This window comes from Desulfosporosinus sp. HMP52 (assembly GCF_000765145.1).
GTDB lineage: Bacteria > Bacillota > Desulfitobacteriia > Desulfitobacteriales > Desulfitobacteriaceae > Desulfosporosinus.
Genome location: NZ_JMGA01000018.1, coordinates 260,304 through 277,209, shown reverse-complemented (window position 1 = coordinate 277,209; position 16,906 = coordinate 260,304). Strand labels below are relative to the sequence as shown.

General features: G+C 42.4%; 16 protein-coding genes and 1 riboswitch. All 16 genes read right to left on the bottom strand.

The features are described from left to right. Positions 1 to 28 precede the first annotated feature (28 nt). The gene (locus tag DP73_RS07975; protein ID WP_034598673.1) at positions 29 to 1,408 is read right to left on the bottom strand and encodes an alanine/glycine:cation symporter family protein; all 1,380 of its coding nucleotides are present in this window, start codon (positions 1,406 to 1,408) and stop codon (positions 29 to 31) included. 157 nt (positions 1,409 to 1,565) lie between these two features. Beyond that, positions 1,566 to 1,658: riboswitch (glycine riboswitch) on the bottom strand. A 315-nt stretch (positions 1,659 to 1,973) separates the two neighbouring features. Next, the gene (locus tag DP73_RS07970; protein WP_034598672.1) at positions 1,974 to 3,701 is read right to left on the bottom strand and encodes a proline--tRNA ligase; all 1,728 of its coding nucleotides are present in this window, start codon (positions 3,699 to 3,701) and stop codon (positions 1,974 to 1,976) included. A 67-nt stretch (positions 3,702 to 3,768) separates the two neighbouring features. Continuing rightward, positions 3,769 to 4,851, bottom strand: coding sequence for a flavodoxin-dependent (E)-4-hydroxy-3-methylbut-2-enyl-diphosphate synthase (gene ispG / locus DP73_RS07965; RefSeq protein WP_205623370.1), 1,083 nt, complete (start codon positions 4,849 to 4,851; stop codon positions 3,769 to 3,771). Between the two features lie 37 nt (positions 4,852 to 4,888). After that, positions 4,889 to 5,959 carry an RIP metalloprotease RseP gene (gene rseP, locus DP73_RS07960; RefSeq protein WP_034598670.1) on the bottom strand — a complete coding sequence of 357 codons (1,071 nt, stop codon included), beginning with the start codon at positions 5,957 to 5,959 and terminating at the stop codon, positions 4,889 to 4,891. A gap of 194 nt (positions 5,960 to 6,153) precedes the next feature. Continuing rightward, positions 6,154 to 7,302, bottom strand: coding sequence for a 1-deoxy-D-xylulose-5-phosphate reductoisomerase (locus DP73_RS07955; protein WP_034598669.1), 1,149 nt, complete (start codon positions 7,300 to 7,302; stop codon positions 6,154 to 6,156). A 58-nt stretch (positions 7,303 to 7,360) separates the two neighbouring features. Continuing rightward, complete coding sequence (ytvI, locus tag DP73_RS07950; protein WP_034598668.1) at positions 7,361 to 8,467, bottom strand: sporulation integral membrane protein YtvI; 1,107 nt, start codon at positions 8,465 to 8,467, stop codon at positions 7,361 to 7,363. Positions 8,468 to 8,477: 10 nt separating this feature from the next. Further along, positions 8,478 to 9,260, bottom strand: a complete 783-nt coding sequence (locus DP73_RS07945) for a phosphatidate cytidylyltransferase (RefSeq protein WP_034598667.1) — start codon at positions 9,258 to 9,260, stop codon at positions 8,478 to 8,480. 9 nt (positions 9,261 to 9,269) lie between these two features. Then, positions 9,270 to 10,034, bottom strand: coding sequence for an isoprenyl transferase (locus tag DP73_RS07940; protein ID WP_034598666.1), 765 nt, complete (start codon positions 10,032 to 10,034; stop codon positions 9,270 to 9,272). 390 nt (positions 10,035 to 10,424) lie between these two features. Then, complete coding sequence (gene frr, locus DP73_RS07935; protein ID WP_034598665.1) at positions 10,425 to 10,982, bottom strand: ribosome recycling factor; 558 nt, start codon at positions 10,980 to 10,982, stop codon at positions 10,425 to 10,427. Next, a complete protein-coding gene (pyrH, locus tag DP73_RS07930) occupies positions 10,982 to 11,704 on the bottom strand; it encodes a UMP kinase (protein ID WP_034598664.1) in 723 nt (240 codons plus the stop codon). The genes frr and pyrH overlap by 1 nt, the downstream gene beginning before the upstream one ends. A gap of 98 nt (positions 11,705 to 11,802) precedes the next feature. Beyond that, the gene (gene tsf / locus DP73_RS07925; protein WP_034598663.1) at positions 11,803 to 12,456 is read right to left on the bottom strand and encodes a translation elongation factor Ts; all 654 of its coding nucleotides are present in this window, start codon (positions 12,454 to 12,456) and stop codon (positions 11,803 to 11,805) included. Positions 12,457 to 12,667: 211 nt separating this feature from the next. After that, on the bottom strand, positions 12,668 to 13,393 hold the full coding sequence (gene rpsB, locus DP73_RS07920; protein ID WP_014904437.1) for a 30S ribosomal protein S2: 726 nt from the start codon (positions 13,391 to 13,393) through the stop codon (positions 12,668 to 12,670). Positions 13,394 to 13,576: 183 nt separating this feature from the next. Continuing rightward, positions 13,577 to 14,044, bottom strand: a complete 468-nt coding sequence (locus DP73_RS07915) for a hypothetical protein (RefSeq protein ID WP_034598661.1) — start codon at positions 14,042 to 14,044, stop codon at positions 13,577 to 13,579. A 48-nt stretch (positions 14,045 to 14,092) separates the two neighbouring features. Continuing rightward, the gene (gene codY, locus DP73_RS07910) at positions 14,093 to 14,884 is read right to left on the bottom strand and encodes a GTP-sensing pleiotropic transcriptional regulator CodY (protein ID WP_034598660.1); all 792 of its coding nucleotides are present in this window, start codon (positions 14,882 to 14,884) and stop codon (positions 14,093 to 14,095) included. A 46-nt stretch (positions 14,885 to 14,930) separates the two neighbouring features. Next, positions 14,931 to 16,319 carry an ATP-dependent protease ATPase subunit HslU gene (hslU, locus tag DP73_RS07905; RefSeq protein ID WP_034598659.1) on the bottom strand — a complete coding sequence of 463 codons (1,389 nt, stop codon included), beginning with the start codon at positions 16,317 to 16,319 and terminating at the stop codon, positions 14,931 to 14,933. Positions 16,320 to 16,330: 11 nt separating this feature from the next. Next, positions 16,331 to 16,861, bottom strand: a complete 531-nt coding sequence (hslV, locus tag DP73_RS07900; protein ID WP_034598657.1) for an ATP-dependent protease subunit HslV — start codon at positions 16,859 to 16,861, stop codon at positions 16,331 to 16,333. Positions 16,862 to 16,906: the final 45 nt, after the last annotated feature.

Genomic DNA, 16,906 nt, shown 5'->3' with positions numbered 1-16,906 from the left:
TATAGTATAGAATTAATGTTACAGAATGTTAATTTTTAATAACCGGAATGGGATCCTTGGAAACCTCGTCTAAATTATCCTCCCACAGATACTTTTTTGTTTCTGAGACGATAACTCCACTTAACAGCAACAGGGAAACGAGGTTTGGTATAGCCATCAATGCGTTCATAGCATCTGCCATATCCCAGACCAGTTGAAGAGTCATTATGGACCCTAGGAATACAGCAAGTACCCAGACCCCTCGGTATGGCATAATCGCAGCCTTTCCAAACAAGTATTCAATGGCTCTTTCTCCATAATAGGACCACCCGAGGATCGTTGAAAACACGAAAGTTAAAAGCCCAACTGTTAAGACAATGGGGCCAACTACGGGTATTTGAGCAAAGGCGATTTTCGTTAGCGCTGCACCTTTTAATCCTTCAGTAGCAGCAGGATTGCTCATAATGCTGCTAACTACAACGATTCCAGTCATTGCACAGACCACAACAGTATCCCAGAAGGTTCCGGTTGCAGAGACTAAAGCTTGGCGAACTGGATTTCTTGTTTGAGCCGCTGCTGCCACAATTGGAGCCGATCCTAATCCTGACTCATTGGAGAACAGCCCTCGGGCAATACCGTAGCGTGCTGCCATCATGATAGAAGCTCCGATAAATCCACCCCCAGCTGCTTGAGGAGTGAAGGCTGATTTAAAAATCAGGCTGATTGCAGGTACTACAAATGAAGCATTCAGAACTAAAATAATAATACAACCAATCACGTAGAATATAGCCATAAAAGGCACAAGCCTTTCACACACTCGCGCAATGGACTTAACTCCCCCAAGAATAACAAAGCCAGTGAGAGCAGCCATTACACCGCCAGTAATATAAGGCGAAATATTAAATGTCTCATTGACCATTGTGGCAATGGAATTGGCTTGAACTGTGTTGCCAATTCCAAAAGCCGCAATCGCTGTAAAAATACAAAATAAGACCGCCAGCCACTTTTGACCCAAACCATTTTCCAAAGCATACATAGGTCCACCAAGCATTGTCCCATCTGAGGTCTTAACTCTATACTTTACCGATAACAGAGCCTCAGAGTACTTAGTAGCAATACCAAAGACTCCCGTTAACCAGCACCATAGTACAGCCCCAGGGCCTCCCAAAGCTACGGCAGTAGAAACCCCTACGATATTACCGGTTCCTATCGTTGCCGCTAATGCTGTGGTGAGAGCCCCGAACTGGCTTACATCTCCCTCAGAAGACGTATCTTTCGTTAGCGAAAGCTTAATGGCTTTAATAATGTGTTTTTGGATGAAGCGAGTACGAAAGGTTAGAAATAAGTGCGTACCGAAAAGTAAGATGAGCATTGGGGGACCCCAGAGGTATTCGTTTAGCCAAATGATAGTATTGTGAAATGATTCCATGTCCTTTTCCTCCTCCGTAAATATAATACCTTTGTGGATTGCTGCTATGCGCTCCATCTTATATATAAAAAGAGCCAAATCTTGCGATTTGACTCTGGATTTAAATAGTAAACAGTACAAGTTTATGGTGAGATCACAAATGTGATTGACCATTAAACTTCAATACTCTGTCCTTTTGCCTGAGAGATTAGCAAAGCATTTTGCGTTGCCCCTTCGGCGCCCATTAATGGATCTCTCCAGAGTCCTGTCAATTTACGGTCCTGCTTAAATGTAAGCTCCTGAAAGTACAACCTCTTCGGCAGGCAAATTTGCCTATCTCCCGTAAATATCATCCAGTAATTATTTAGTTAAGTTTTTAGCGAGCTAGGCTCTATTATAATTTTAATTAAAAGATTATTCAAGGATTTAACAAAATAACCATCAAATAATATTGTATTTTTTAGCAAGTGAATCTGCCTTAATTAAATTGCATTTCAAAAAGGGCAGATTCACTCGATTCTGAAAGTCTCCAAACTTGCATGTTTCCACGAATTGATGCTCCCGCAAGTTTTATGTTCCGAAATATTTAGTTAGCACTAAGAGCTTTTTCAATTCTTGTCTTTACCTCTTGCGAGAGATCCTCTACCCGTACCAGGTAGGTTTCACCGGATTTTCGTTCTTTAAGTTCAACTTGACCATTGGCCAAGGTTTTACTTCCCAAAGTTACCCTTATTGGATAACCTACTAAATCTGCATCCTTAAATTTCACACCAGCACGTTCATCTCGATCATCCAGAATGACTTCGACTCTCAAATCTTTTAACTCTTGATAAAGTTTCTCAGCAGTTTCAACAACCAATGAATCTTTATTACTAGTCGGTACGATTATGCAATGGTATGGAGCAATTGGCATTGGCCAAATAATCCCATTATCATCGTGGTTTTGTTCAATGGCAGCGGCAATTGTTCTGCTTACCCCAACACCGTAACAACCCATCACACAGCTTTTTTCGACTCCGTTCTCATCTAAAAAGTTCGCACCAAGTGCTTTGCTGTATTTAGTCCCAAGTTTGAATACTTGACCGACTTCAATTCCTCTGGCCTCTTTAAGTGGAGCCCCACATTTAAGACACGCTTCGCCCGGTTCGACCATTCTTAAATCAAGAACCTTGTCTATACGGATATCTTTACCGGGAACAACATTTACATAATGATGATCGGATTTATTAGCTCCACAAACAGCCCTCTTCATCAAAGGAACCTCTTGATCAGCTACTACCCAAAGTCCATCCGGTGCTCCGACTGGACCTACAGACCCAGGTTCACACCCTAAAGTCTGCAGAACTAACTCAGATGAGGCAAGCTGAAGGGAGACAAATCCGCCTAAAGCGTTATTCAGCTTTATTTCATTGAGTGTGCGATCCCCACGTATTAACACCAAAAAGATTTTATCATCCCCTTGGTAAAGCAACGACTTAATGGTGGAGCTCTTCGGTACTGCCAAAAACTCACTGAGGTCTTCAATGGTCTTTACTCCCGGCGTAGACACTAACTTACTCTTCTCTTCCGGAGCTGCATCGTCAATCACCTGAGGGCGACACTCAGATTTTTCCATATTAGCTGCATAATCACACCCAGAACAATGAACGACAGCATTCTCTCCGGAATCTGCTAGAACCATAAATTCATGGGTTCCCCCTGTACCTCCAATAGCGCCGGCATCTGCTTCAACGGGACGGAAAGTTAAACCACAGCGGGAAAAAATTCTACAATAAGCGTCATACATTTTTTGATAGCTTTCATGGAGTCCAGCCTCATCACGGTCAAAGGAATAGAGGTCTTTCATAACAAATTCACGGCCACGCATTAATCCGAAGCGAGGACGCCGCTCGTCCCGATATTTATTTTGTATTTGATAAAGAAGCATCGGGAGCTGTTTATAAGACCGAATTTCACCCCGAACTAGGTCTGTGATAATTTCTTCGTGAGTCGGACCTAGGCAGAACTCACGGTTATGACGATCTTTTAGCCGAAATAACTCTGCACCATATACATCCCAGCGACCACTTTCTTTCCATAATTCAGCCGGTTGCATAATTGGCATAAGAACTTCCTGTCCGCCTTTGGCATCCATTTCCTCTCGAACAATAGCTTCGATCTTTTTTAAGACTTTTAATCCCAAAGGCAAATAGGTGTAAAATCCGGAAGCCGACTTGCGAATTAAGCCTGCCCGGAGCATTAACTGATGGCTGATAACTTCTGCTTCAGCAGGTACTTCGCGAAGTGTAGGATTTAATAATTGGCTGACTAGCATTGTGTCCATTCCCTTCTATAATCATCAATTTATTTTTTAAGTTAGTATTATAGCTAATTCACTATGTCTATTTTCTCTGGTGTTCCTTAACATACTCCTCAATTTCGTGAAGCAAAGCTGCCAGTAACTCATGTTCCGGAAGGCGAGCTACTATCTCTCCCTTGCGAAATAAGAGCCCCATGCCTTTACCGCCGGCAATCCCGTAATCCGCTTCACGAGCCTCGCCAGGCCCGTTGACTGCGCACCCCATAACTGCTACCTTTAACGGCTTGTCCAAGGGGGGGAGTTGAGCTAGTCGTTCCTCGACTTGCTCTGCCAATCCGGCCAGATCAACTTGAGTTCGACCACAGGTAGGGCAACTGATTAACTCTACACTACGTTGCCGTAAGTCCAAGACATGCAAAATTTCTAAAGCCACCGGAATTTCGCGCACTGGATCACCGGTTAATGATACCCGAATGGTATCCCCTATGCCTTCGGCCAGAAGAGTACCGATTCCTATTGCCGATTTCACTACGCCGGAACTCACCGTCCCGGCTTCTGTGACCCCTAAATGTAAAGGATACTCGGTAACTTCGTGAATCTTTCGATAGGCTTCCAGCATCAAAGGAACAGAGGATGCTTTTAGAGAGACCTTAATTTTATCATATCCCTCTTCTTCCAGAAGTCGAATATGTCCCAAGGCACTTTCCACCATTCCCTCGGCAGTAGGCCCCCCGTACTTTTCCAGGAGTTCCTTCTCTAAGGAGCCGGCGTTAACTCCGATCCGAATAGGGATTTGCCGTTCCTTAACTGCCTTTACAACCTCTTGTACCTTCCAGCGAGCTCCAATATTCCCCGGATTCAACCTTAGACCATGAACCCCTTGCTCAACTGCTTGAATAGCTAAACGATAATCGAAATGTATGTCAGCAATTACCGGAAGTGGGCTATCAACTGCAATTATCTTTAAGGCCTCGCCGGCATCCTGATCTAGAACTGCCAGTCGCACAATTTCACACCCAGCTTTCGCTAAAGAATGAATCTGGGCTAGTGTGCTGACAATGTCTCTGGTATCCGTATTAGTCATAGATTGTATTACGATCGGAGCCCCTCCGCCTACTTTTACAGATCCAACCTGCACAGCTTTGGTGTTTTTTCTGTGAATCATGAATTCCGTTCCCCCTGTACATCAATCAAGGCAAGATCTAACCTGCTTTAACAAACAATCGCAGAACATCTTTATAAGTTACAGCCAGCATTAAACCCATAAGCAAGACAAAGCCCACCAAATGGATCATATTTTCCTTTTCAGGATTAAGGGGTTTGCCTCTCAAACCTTCAATTAATAGAAAAACGAGTCTGCTTCCATCAAGTGCAGGAATTGGGAAAAGGTTAATGAGACCTAGTTGAATACTCAAAACACCTGTTAAGCCTAATAGATTGGAGAAACCTTCTTTAGCACCTTCTCCAATAACCTGGGCTATCATGACCGGGCCACCCACGTCTGCAGGAATTTTTCCAGTGATCATTTGTACTAGGGTTACAACGATCAGCTTAGTGAAATCAACAGATCGTTGAATTCCGACTCTTGTTGCCTCCATAATAGAGGCGTGAACATAACTAACTTCAGGTGCGATCCCTATCATTCCGTACCCTGTCTGAGCATCCTTTTCGGTCTTTACGGAAACAGTATGATGTTGTTGATCGGTGCCTCTCTCGATAGTCAGGTTTATCACTTGATCTGGTTTAGAATGAATTACTTCAGTTAAACGTGTCCAGTCTGGAGTTGGGGCTTGATTGACAGCAATAATTCTATCACCGGCAAGGAGCCCAGATGCTGCAGCCGGCTTATCTTTTAGTAATGAGCCAATCGTGTTAGTATTGCTCTGAGCCGGAATCCCCATGTAAGCAAAAACACTGACAAACATAATAATTGCCAATACAAAATTCATAATAGGACCGGCAGCTATTACCGCCATACGTTGCCATATGGGCTTGTTCATAAAACTTCTGGCATCTTTGTTTGAGGCAATTACAGCTTGACCATTATCATTGATTTCCGGGTCCATACCATGAAGTTTGACAAACCCCCCAAGAGGAACAATCCGTAGAGAATAAAGTGTTTCTTTCCCCTGATAACCCACGATTTTCGGACCAAAACCAAAGCTAAACTCAATCACCTTAACTCCAATCCACTTTGCGACAATATAGTGTCCAAATTCGTGAATCATGACCATGCTTCCAAAGACAAAAACAATGGCTAGTGTCGTTAACACTTTAACCCCCCCTTTATCGATATTCGCGGCTCCAGATCGGAACCTGGTTCGTAGTTCATGGATCGAAAGGTTTTATGATCTTAATTCCACTGAATGATATTTATGTGCCAATCTTTAATTTAGAAATTATCTTGTTAATCTTCACAAAGTTTTTAAACAATAATCCTTTTATCCTTATCCCCTATCCCTTGAGCTTAGAATCTAGAAATTAATTCTTCGGCCCGTTGACGAGCCCAATTATCGGCATCGAGTATCCTACCCAAATCTAGATTATCTAAAACACAGTGTTCCGAGCAGACTTTTTCAACAATCTCGATAATTGCCGGATATGAAACCTTCTTTTGGAGAAATGCTGAAACTACAACCTCATTAGCCGCATTCATTACAGCTGGGAGAGTCCCCCCTCGTCGTCCGACTTGATAGGCTAAAGCCAGAGCTGGAAACGCTTCAAAATCCGGCTCATGGAAGGTCAAGGTTTTCCCCCGAAGATTGAGTCGCTCAAAGGGATTCTTCCATCGTGTTGGGTAACTTAAAGCATATTGTATTGGCAATCGCATATCCGGCCTCCCTAACTGAGCCAATACGGAACCATCCTGATATTCTACCATAGAGTGGATTACACTCTGGGGATGAATGAGCACCTCGATTTCATCATACTCCATATTGAACAAATGATGGGCTTCAATAACTTCCAATCCTTTATTCATCATTGTTGAAGAATCTATGGTGATTTTTGCACCCATTTCCCAATTGGGATGGCAAAGAGCCTTCTCTAAAGTGACAGTTTCTAGCCTTTCTCTTGTCCAACCAAAGAAAGGCCCCCCTGAAGCTGTCAAAATAATCTTTTCAATAGTTTCAGTACTTTCTTCTAAACACTGAAATATTGCGGAATGTTCACTGTCCACCGGTAGAATTTTGCAGCCATTTTTTTCAGCGGCTGACATTACCAAATCTCCGCCCGCCACTAGTGTCTCTTTATTGGCAAGTGCAATAGTTTTCCTTGCAGCAATTGCAGCTAGCGTAGGCTCCAGGCCTACTCTGCCTGATAGTGCAGTAACAACTATATCGACTTTCTCTGCAACAACAGAGTTAATTATCCCTTCCATTCCTTGAGCCACTTTGATCGGTAAATCTCTCAACCGACTGCGTAGATCACTGGCAGCAGATTCATCCATCATTATTACAACTTCAGGTCGAAACAACCGAGCCTGTTCTTCCATAAGCCGTACATTTTTCTCTGCTGCCAAGGCGTAAATTTTAAGGCGTCCTTCCGCATGATTGACAACATCTAATGTTTGGCGCCCGATCGACCCTGTTGATCCCAGGATTGTCAGTGTTTTCAAGACGAATCATCTCTTCCTGCTCATAAGCTTATTCTATTAATATCTGGTATCACGATAATTAATAATCTTTCGGAGGTCCAAATACACCAACTCTCCGCACAGCTTCGTAACATATTACCAGAGCCGGCCCAATAATCAGACCAAACCCCCCTATCAATTGAAGCCCTACGTACATTGAAATAAGAGTTGGCAGTGGATGAATCCCAATTCCTTTAGACAATACTTTCGGCTCAAGTAACTGTCGTATTGTCATTATAACTATCCACATAACTAAAAGCTTTAGGCCCTCTCCAAAAGAACCCATGATAATTAGTCCTACAGCCCAAGGCACGAATAACATTCCTGTCCCAACTATTGGCACAATATCCAGAAGGCCAGCTATAACGCCAAGGGTGACTGCATAACGATTGCCCATAAGCAATAATCCAGCTATGGTTGCCAGTGAAGTTACCGATACCAAAATTGCCTGAGACCTTAAGTAACCCACAACAGCTGCTCCCAGATCTGAGCTGATTGCTTGGGCACTTACATGCCATCTTCGTGGAAACAAGTTGGATATAAATCGCTTTACATCAGGATAGCTTGAACTTATCAGTAAAGTGGCAACAACTGACACCACTAATACTATAAATACTCTAGGCAAAGCAGTTAAAAACGACAATAAGAATGTGCTGGCAGATTTTGCCCAAGCTTGTAGGGTTGAAGCCAGTGATTGAGTCGCGGTAAACAAAGTATCTTGTATCTGGGGATTTACTTCAACAAACCTTTCTGCCGTCTCCACTTGCTTGGATACCAAATCCACCAGGTAGCCATAATTAGGTAAACTAATGGCTAACTCAGATAGCTCAGTATAAAGGCGGGCAACGATTAGAAAAACAAAAAGGCTTAGGCCAGCGATTGCCATAAGTAGCGAAAGCACCGCTGCATAGGGCCTTCCAATCCTTGCTGCTCTCATTAACCTGACAAGAAGCGGTTCAAGTAAAAAAGCAATGATTAGAGCAATAATAAAGGGGAGAAAAGCACTAAACAAATCACTGACAACTCCAACGAAAATCGGCAAGAAATCATGGAAAAAATATGTAAAAAGTTTCAGGAGGATAAGCAGACTTGTTACTATTGCCAGCCTATTGATATTTGCCCATAGAGGGTGTTTTTGAATACTCATTACTTTCACCTCATGACAGCAATATTATTCCATAGTATACCAATGGTAAGGCAAATATAAGACTATCAAAACGATCTAAAATCCCCCCATGCCCTGGTATAAGGTTCCCAGAATCTTTAACTCCTGCACTGCGTTTCAAGGCTGATTCAAATAGATCTCCAATTTGAGCGCTAATTCCAATTATTACGCCTATGACTATATAGATATGCCAAGGTGCTCCTCCGATTATGTTCCAGCTGACAAGGGCTACAATGACACTGAAGGCCAAGCCTCCAATTGAACCTTCTATAGTTTTTTTGGGGCTTACATTAGGAGCTAAAAGATGTTTCCCAAATTGTCTCCCTATAAGATATGCACCAGTATCTGTAGCCCATACCAAAAAGATTGTAAGCATTGTCCACTCTATTCCTCTCGGAAGTTGCCGAAGCAAGTAGAGGTGAGACAGCATGACTACTGCATAAAGAACCGCTAATAAATTAAAATTTGCTTCAGTGAGCTGAGTCTTAGGATATGTTAAGGCAAGGCGTCCCAGGCAAATAAGAAACCAAAATATAAGGGCCGCCATTATCCATTCTTCCCTACCAATGAATAAACTAGTCAGCCATACAGCAGTGGCTGTAGAAGTTTGTATATACCAAGGGGCTACTCCCATCTGAACACCAATTTGTAAATATTCTCGCAAGGCCAGGAATGTCAACACAGCTATCAGAAATGCTGTATAAGATCCCCCCAAATATATTAACCCCAGTAATATTGGCGCACCGATAAGTGCACTCATGGTTCGTTTAAACATGTACTATCCTCAATCTGTATGTATTCCACCAAAGCGGCGATCCCGTTGTTGGTACGCTTTAATTGCATCAAGTAATGACTTTTCCCCGAAATCGGGCCAAAGCTCCTCGGTAACTACAATTTCAGTATACGCTAACTGCCAGAGCAAGAAATTGCTTAGCCTCATCTCTCCTGAAGTCCGAATCATTAAATCAGGATCAGGCAAGCCCTTTGTAAAAAGTGCATCACTCATGGATTTTTCGTTAATGTCTTCTATTTTCTGTTTCTGATTTAAGACTTCGTTACTTATTTTTTTGACAGCATCTATAATTTCTGATCGTCCACCATAGTTTAAGGCAATATTAAGTATAAGGCCCGAATTATTTTGAGTACGTTTAATTGAGTTTTCTAACTCCTTCTGCGCTTCCGAAGGCAGAGCTGAAATACCCCCTATAGCCCGAATAACTACATTATTATGATGAAGTTCTTGCAGTTCTTTCCTTAAGTATTCTGTAAGAAGAGTCATAAGAACACCGACTTCATCCTTTGGCCTACTCCAGTTTTCCGTAGAAAATGCATAGACTGTCAAAACCTTAATTCCTAAGTTGGAACAGGTCTTCACAATCTTCCGTAAAGCCTCGACTCCCGCCCGATGTCCCATTGATCGGGGAAGCCCACGCTTTTTAGCCCACCGCCCATTCCCATCCATGATTATGGCAACATGGCGAGGAAGACGTTCGAGGGCAATCTGGTCAATGGAATTTTCTTTGTTTTGTTTCCAAGCCTTGAGCCACATCATTTACACCCCTAACTCGTCCTTCGATATTCGTTGTTCGTGGTTCATATTTTGAAGCAATACTCTTATACTACGTCCTAAATAAAAAATTTCGTCCCGCTTCTTAAAGCAGATCACCCCATTCAAGGTCTTTCGATCCACGAACTACGAACCTCGAATTACGACATTGACCCCCTTAATCTTAGGGGGTCAATGTCTGTCTAATCGAGAAATTCTCATGTGCTAATACGAAATCCAGATGGTCACAAAACTCTCTGATTCGAACAACTCGGTAGTTTCCCCACGATTCTATATTACCATGAGGACGTGTGATTTGGAAAGCGTAAGGTTTCGCTAACCTCTCAATTTCGGGTTTGACCTCATTCCAATCTCGACCGAGCCAAGACTCACTCATACTTCTACGATTTCACTTTCTTTTGTTTCCATGACGCGGTCTATCTCTTTAATAATTTTATCAGTAATCTTCTGTACCTCTTCTTGAGCACGTTTAACTTCATCTTCAGAAGCTTCATGATCCTTCTCTAACTTTTTCAACTGATCATTAACATCCCGACGTACATTACGTACGGCAACCCGGGCTTCTTCTGCCTTCTTCTTAACGGTCTTTACCAATTCCGTTCTTCTCTCGGCAGTCAGTTGAGGTATCATTAGACGTATAACATTTCCATCACTGGAGGGATTAAGGCCCAAATCCGATTTCATAATTCCCTTTTCAATTGCCGGTAAAACCGTTCTGTCCCAAGGCTGAATCAGCAACATTCTGGCTTCGGGAGTAGAAATATTGGCAAGTTGATTAATCGGAGTAGGAGCGCCATAATATTCGACCATTACCTTATCCAAGACACTCGGGTTAGCCCGGCCTGCTCGTATTGTGGTGTATTCCCTGCGCAATGCATCAACCCCTTTGTGCATTCGCTCGTTAGCGTCTTTAATAACCTCAGAAATCATTAACTATCCCTCCCAACATATGTTCCGATCGATTCACCCATAAGAACTCGACGAATATTACCTTGTTTGGTAAGGTCAAAAACAATAACCGGTATATTATTATCCATGCATAGTGATGTAGCCGTGGAATCCATTACCCCAAGACCTCTACTGAGTACATCTAAATAGCTCAATTTCTCAAATCTTTGAGCATCTGGATTTTTCATTGGATCAGAATCATATACTCCATCAACCCGTTTAGCCATTAAAATCACTTCAGCCTCAATTTCCGCTGCTCTTAATGCTGCCGTAGTATCCGTTGAGAAGTAAGGGTTACCGGTTCCGGCTGCAAAAATCACAATCCGCCCTTTTTCCAGATGTCGTATGGCTCGCCGGCGAATATATGGTTCAGCCACCTGTCGCATTTCAATAGCGGATAGAACCCGGGTATCTGATCCTGCTTTTTCCAGAGCGTCCTGTAAAGCCAAGGCATTCATCACTGTTGCCAGCATACCCATGTAATCAGCTTGAGAGCGATCCATTCCTTGTGCGCTACCTGTAATACCACGCCATAAGTTTCCCCCGCCAACAACCAGGCTGACTTCAACCCCCATGTCTCGGATTTCAGCGACTTGCTCCGCTACGGAAACCAGCATATCATGTTGAAGGCCAAATCCTTGATTCCCTGCCAGCGCTTCCCCGCTTATCTTAAGGACAACTCGTTTATACCGTGGTTTTTCCATGGATTAACCCCCATTATTCTATTTCTATCTTTATTTTCATTTTAGAATATTTCAAAAAGAGAACACCAGGGTGTTCTCTAGATTGCTAATTATGTCAATTATCGATTTAACTCTTTCATTACCTCAGCTGCGAAGTCATCTTGCCGTTTTTCGATACCTGCACCCAACTCATAACGAGTGAAGCGACGAATGACAATACGTTCACCGATCTTAGCTGTCTTATCTAGAACTAGATCTTTAATGCTCTTATCTGGATCTTTGACAAAAGCTTGTTCTAATAAACATACTTCTTTATAGAACTTTTCAATTCGACCTTCTACCATTTTTTCAATGATTTTTTCCGGTTTACCTTCATTAAGAGCTTGAGCCTTCAAAATATCTCTTTCATGTTGGAGCACGTCTGCCGGAACTTCTTCTTTGTTTAAGTATTGTGGATTTGCAGCCGCAATGTGCATGCCAATATCGCGAACCAATGTCTTAAATTCGTCTCCGCGAGCCACAAAATCAGTCTCACAGTTCACTTCTAAAAGTACACCGATCCGTCCGCCACCATGAATATAAGCTTCAATTAATCCTTCTGCCGCAACACGTGCACCCTTCTTCGCTGCTGCAGCAAGTCCTTTTTCACGGAGATAGTCACAAGCCCTTTCCAATTCACAACCACATTCTGTCAGTGCCTTTTTACAATCCATCATGCCTGCACCAGTACGTTCTCTGAGTTCTTTAACTAGAGCTGCAGTTACTTCTGCCATTGTTTTAACCTCCTATTTTCGAGGCGCAAAACGCGAGGGACGATCATCGATTTTATCTCAACACTCGATGTTTAACGCCAACTATATTATATGTGTTTTCTACAAAGCCAAACGCTTTAAGTAAATGTTATATCGAATAAGTTGTAAGTAATATCAAACATGCGAGGTTCGAACTTCGAACTTCGAACCTCGCATTTCAATAATACTTGACTTATGCTTCAGCAGCTTCTCCGGCTTCTTCAGCTTCCTCTTCATTGCCTTGTTGTCCTTCAATGATAGCATCAGCCATTTTAGCTGTTAACAGCTTGACTGCGCGAATAGCATCATCATTTGCAGGAATAACAACATCAATTTCATCTGGGTCACAGTTAGTATCAACAATTGCTACGATAGGAATATTCAAACGGCGTGCTTCTGCAACAGCAATACGCTCTTTACGAGGATCTACAATAAACAGAGCATCCGGGAGTTTCTTCATGTTTTTGATACCACCCAAGAAGCGCTCCAATTTTTCCATCTCGTGACGCAGTGCTGAAACTTCCTTTTTCGTAAGCACTTCAAAAACGCCTTCAGCCTCCATACGCTCTAAAACACGCAAACGATCTACACGTTTTTGAATAGTTTGGAAGTTAGTCAACATTCCACCGAGCCACCGCTCATTAACAAAGTACATGCCACAACGTGCAGCTTCTTCTTTAACTGATTCTTGTGCTTGTTTCTTGGTACCTACAAACAGCATGGTACCGCCTTCAGTGGCAAGATTCCGTACAAAGTTATAAGCCTCATCTACTTTTTTAACGGTCTTTTGCAGGTCAATAATGTAAATTCCATTACGCTCAGTAAAAATATAACGTGCCATCTTCGGATTCCAGCGACGAGTTTGGTGTCCAAAGTGAACACCCGCTTCCAGTAATTGTTTCATTGAAATTACAGCCATTTTAAATACCTACTCTCTTTTTGTTTTGTCCACCGCAGGTTCATCTCAAAGTACCCCTTGCCTCCCGACAAGGAACTGATACTTTCATCCCACTGCGTGTGTCATTAAATCACACTGTTACTAGCTTAACATATTCCCTTTTTCATTGCAACGATATCCATTAATGTTTTGGTGTTGTCTAAGTTAGCAGGCAGCATGCCTGGAAAGATTTGACCGGATATCATATTTCTGGATAAAGATCTCCAAATCACTCATAAGTTCAGGAAAGGGGAAATAGAATTCGCTCACATAATATAAGTCCTGGCCTGTCCGTATCTGAGCGATCTCTTGACCTTTATCATCAAAATAAAAGGCAACTCGTCTAATATCTTGTGGCTCCAAAACACGTTCTCCAAGTAAGGATTGAAAGATAATTTGCCCCTTATCAATAATAACATGTTTGCTCTTTCCAAATACCCACAAGGTTATAATACCGAGTACTGCAACAGCATAGATTCCAATCAGCACTCGAAGCTCTAAAGGAGGCAACTTACTAAAAGTGTGTATACCCCCAATAATCAAGGGATACAGAATAAGAAACACAAGGCCCGGTACAATAAGGGGCTTCAGTTGGTAAACATAATCATGTTGTTCCTCATCATGTTCTTCCATCGTAACACCTCCTAAAGAATACTGGCTGGTGTAGATTGCTGTGGAACTTTACTTCATGTGCTTAGTGTGTTTTTCCAATTCATCAAGTAAGTAATCGTTAAGAACGCGAATATAAGTTCCTTTCATCCCTAAAGATTTTGACTCGATGACTCCGGCAGATTCAAATTTTCTCAGAGCGTTAACAATTACGGAACGAGTGATTCCTACACGATCAGCAATTTTGCTGGCGACCAAAAGACCTTCTCCGCCTCCTAATTCGGCAAAGATATGCTCAACTGCTTCTAGTTCAGAATACGACAAGGTTCCTACTGCGATTTGCACAGCAGCTTTTTTACGCGCCTCTTCTTCAGCACGTTCTGCCTTCACACGTAAAATCTCCATACCAACGACAGTTGCTCCATATTCAGCAAGCACTAAATCATCTTCATTAAACTCCACATCATATTTAGCAAGTACTAGTGTCCCTACACGCTCTCCGCCACCTAAAATCGGTACAGTTGTGGTCAATTTATTGGTAAATCCACAGGATTCGGTGCTATTAAAAATACAGCCATTAGCAACTTGAGTAGTATTTGTCGTTGTTCCGGTAATCTTCATTAAACCTTCATTGTAGCTTTCCGGAAACCGCTCGCTATGAACAACAATGTCTTCCATGATTCCGCAAGCAAAACCATCCATAAAGCTGTAACCAAGGATTTTTCCACGTCGTCCTACAATGTAACAGTTGGCCGTTACAGCCTGCCTTAATACTTTGGCCATTTCCTCAAAATCTACTGGATTACCAGCAGCCCTTTGAATTAATTTATTAATAGTTCTTGTTTTTTCTAATAAAGTCACCATGTTAAATATCCCCCTTTATCTTTTAAGGTCATAGTTTAGTCGAATTTTACAAAATATAACGCGCCAGATCTTGGTTTTTGACGACATCGCCTAAGCGATGTTCAACATACTCCTTGTTGATAGTTACTGTATAATCTTCAGGGAGTTCAGAGGCTTCAAAAGATAACTCTTCCAGAACCTTTTCTACAATCGTATGGAGTCGTCGTGCTCCAATATTTTCTGTGGTTGAATTAACTTTGTAGGCAACTTCTGCTAATTCATCAATAGCATTCTCTGTAAAATCGACGTTTATCCCTTCAGTTCCCAATAATGCACTGTATTGTTTGATCAGTGATGATTGAGGCTCTGTAAGAATTCGTTTGAAATCCGCAACACTTAAGGATTCAAGTTCCACCCGGATCGGGAATCTCCCTTGAAGCTCAGGAATTAAATCTGAAGGCTTACTTACGTGAAACGCTCCTGCAGCAATAAACAAGATGTGGTCGGTCTTAACCGGGCCATATTTTGAGACAACTGTCGAACCTTCAACGATTGGAAGAATGTCACGTTGAACTCCGCCTCTAGAAACATCCGCTCCACTTGTACCTTCGCGTCCGGCAATTTTATCGATCTCATCTAAGAAGACAATTCCTTCTTGTTCAGTTCTACGAATTGCTTCCTGCACAGCTTCATCTTGATCAATTAAATTTTGGGCTTCTTCCTGAATAAGAATCTTCCGCGCTTCGCGAACGTTAACTTTTCTTTTTTTATGACGCTTGGGGAGCATACCGGACATCATGTCCTGGATATTAAGCCCCATCTCCATCATATTATTGTTACCACCAAGCATATCCGCAAGAGGGGTACTTTCCTCAACTGTAATATCAATTACCTTCTCTTCAAGCTCCCCACGCAGTAAGTGCTCTTTAACAAGCTTACGTTCTTTTTCAATTTCCGGAGTCACTTGCGGTTCCTTTTCCTGGTTTGATGCCTGGCCAAATAACATTTGAAAGGGGTTGCTCGATGTACTCTCGGCCCGCTTTTCCGGAACCAGTAACTCGAGCAAGCGTTTTTCGGCATTAACCGCCGCCTGAGCCTGCACCTGTTCCATTCGCTCGACCTTAACCATGCGTAAGGATATTTCAACTAAATCTCTGATGATTGATTCAACATCCCTGCCTACATAACCTACTTCGGTAAATTTTGTTGCTTCAATCTTTATAAAGGGGGCTCTGACGAGCTTAGCTAACCGTCTGGCAATCTCTGTTTTACCAACACCTGTAGGGCCAATCATCAAAATGTTTTTGGGTATAACTTCTTCTTGCAAATCTTCCGGCAAACAAGAGCGTCGGTAACGATTCCGTAAAGCAACGGCAACAGCTCGTTTTGCTGCATTCTGTCCGATAATATACTGATCCAATTCTAAAACAATTTGACGCGGAGTCAAGTGTTCCATAGTCACACCCCCTATAACTCTTCGACGATTATTTGATCATTGGTATACACACATATAGACGCAGCTACTAGCATTGCTTCTTTTACAATAACAGATGTGGGTAGATCCGAATGTTTAGCTAAGGCACGCGCCGCTGCCAGCGCATAGTTTCCACCTGACCCAATAGCTGCGATTCCATCATCTGGTTCAATCACTTCACCTGAACCGGATACAATTAAAAGATTTTGGGTATCGGCAACAAGTAATAAGGCTTCAAGATTCCTCAGCATTTTATCCATTCGCCATTCCTTCGCTAACTCTACAGCTGAACGCTGAAGGTTTCCATGATACTCTTCGAGTTTTTGCTCAAATTTATCAAAAAGAGTAAATGCATCCGCAACGGATCCGGCAAACCCTGCAATGACTTTCCCATGAAATAAGCGACGAACTTTGCGGGCCGTATGTTTCATAATGGTCGCTTGCCCCATAGTTACTTGACCGTCACCCGCTATAGCTACTTGTTCCCCTTTCTTCACAGCGACAATAGTTGTTGCATGAAACATAATCAACCCCCCTTAAATCAAGTTTACTAGGGCAATTTCAGCATG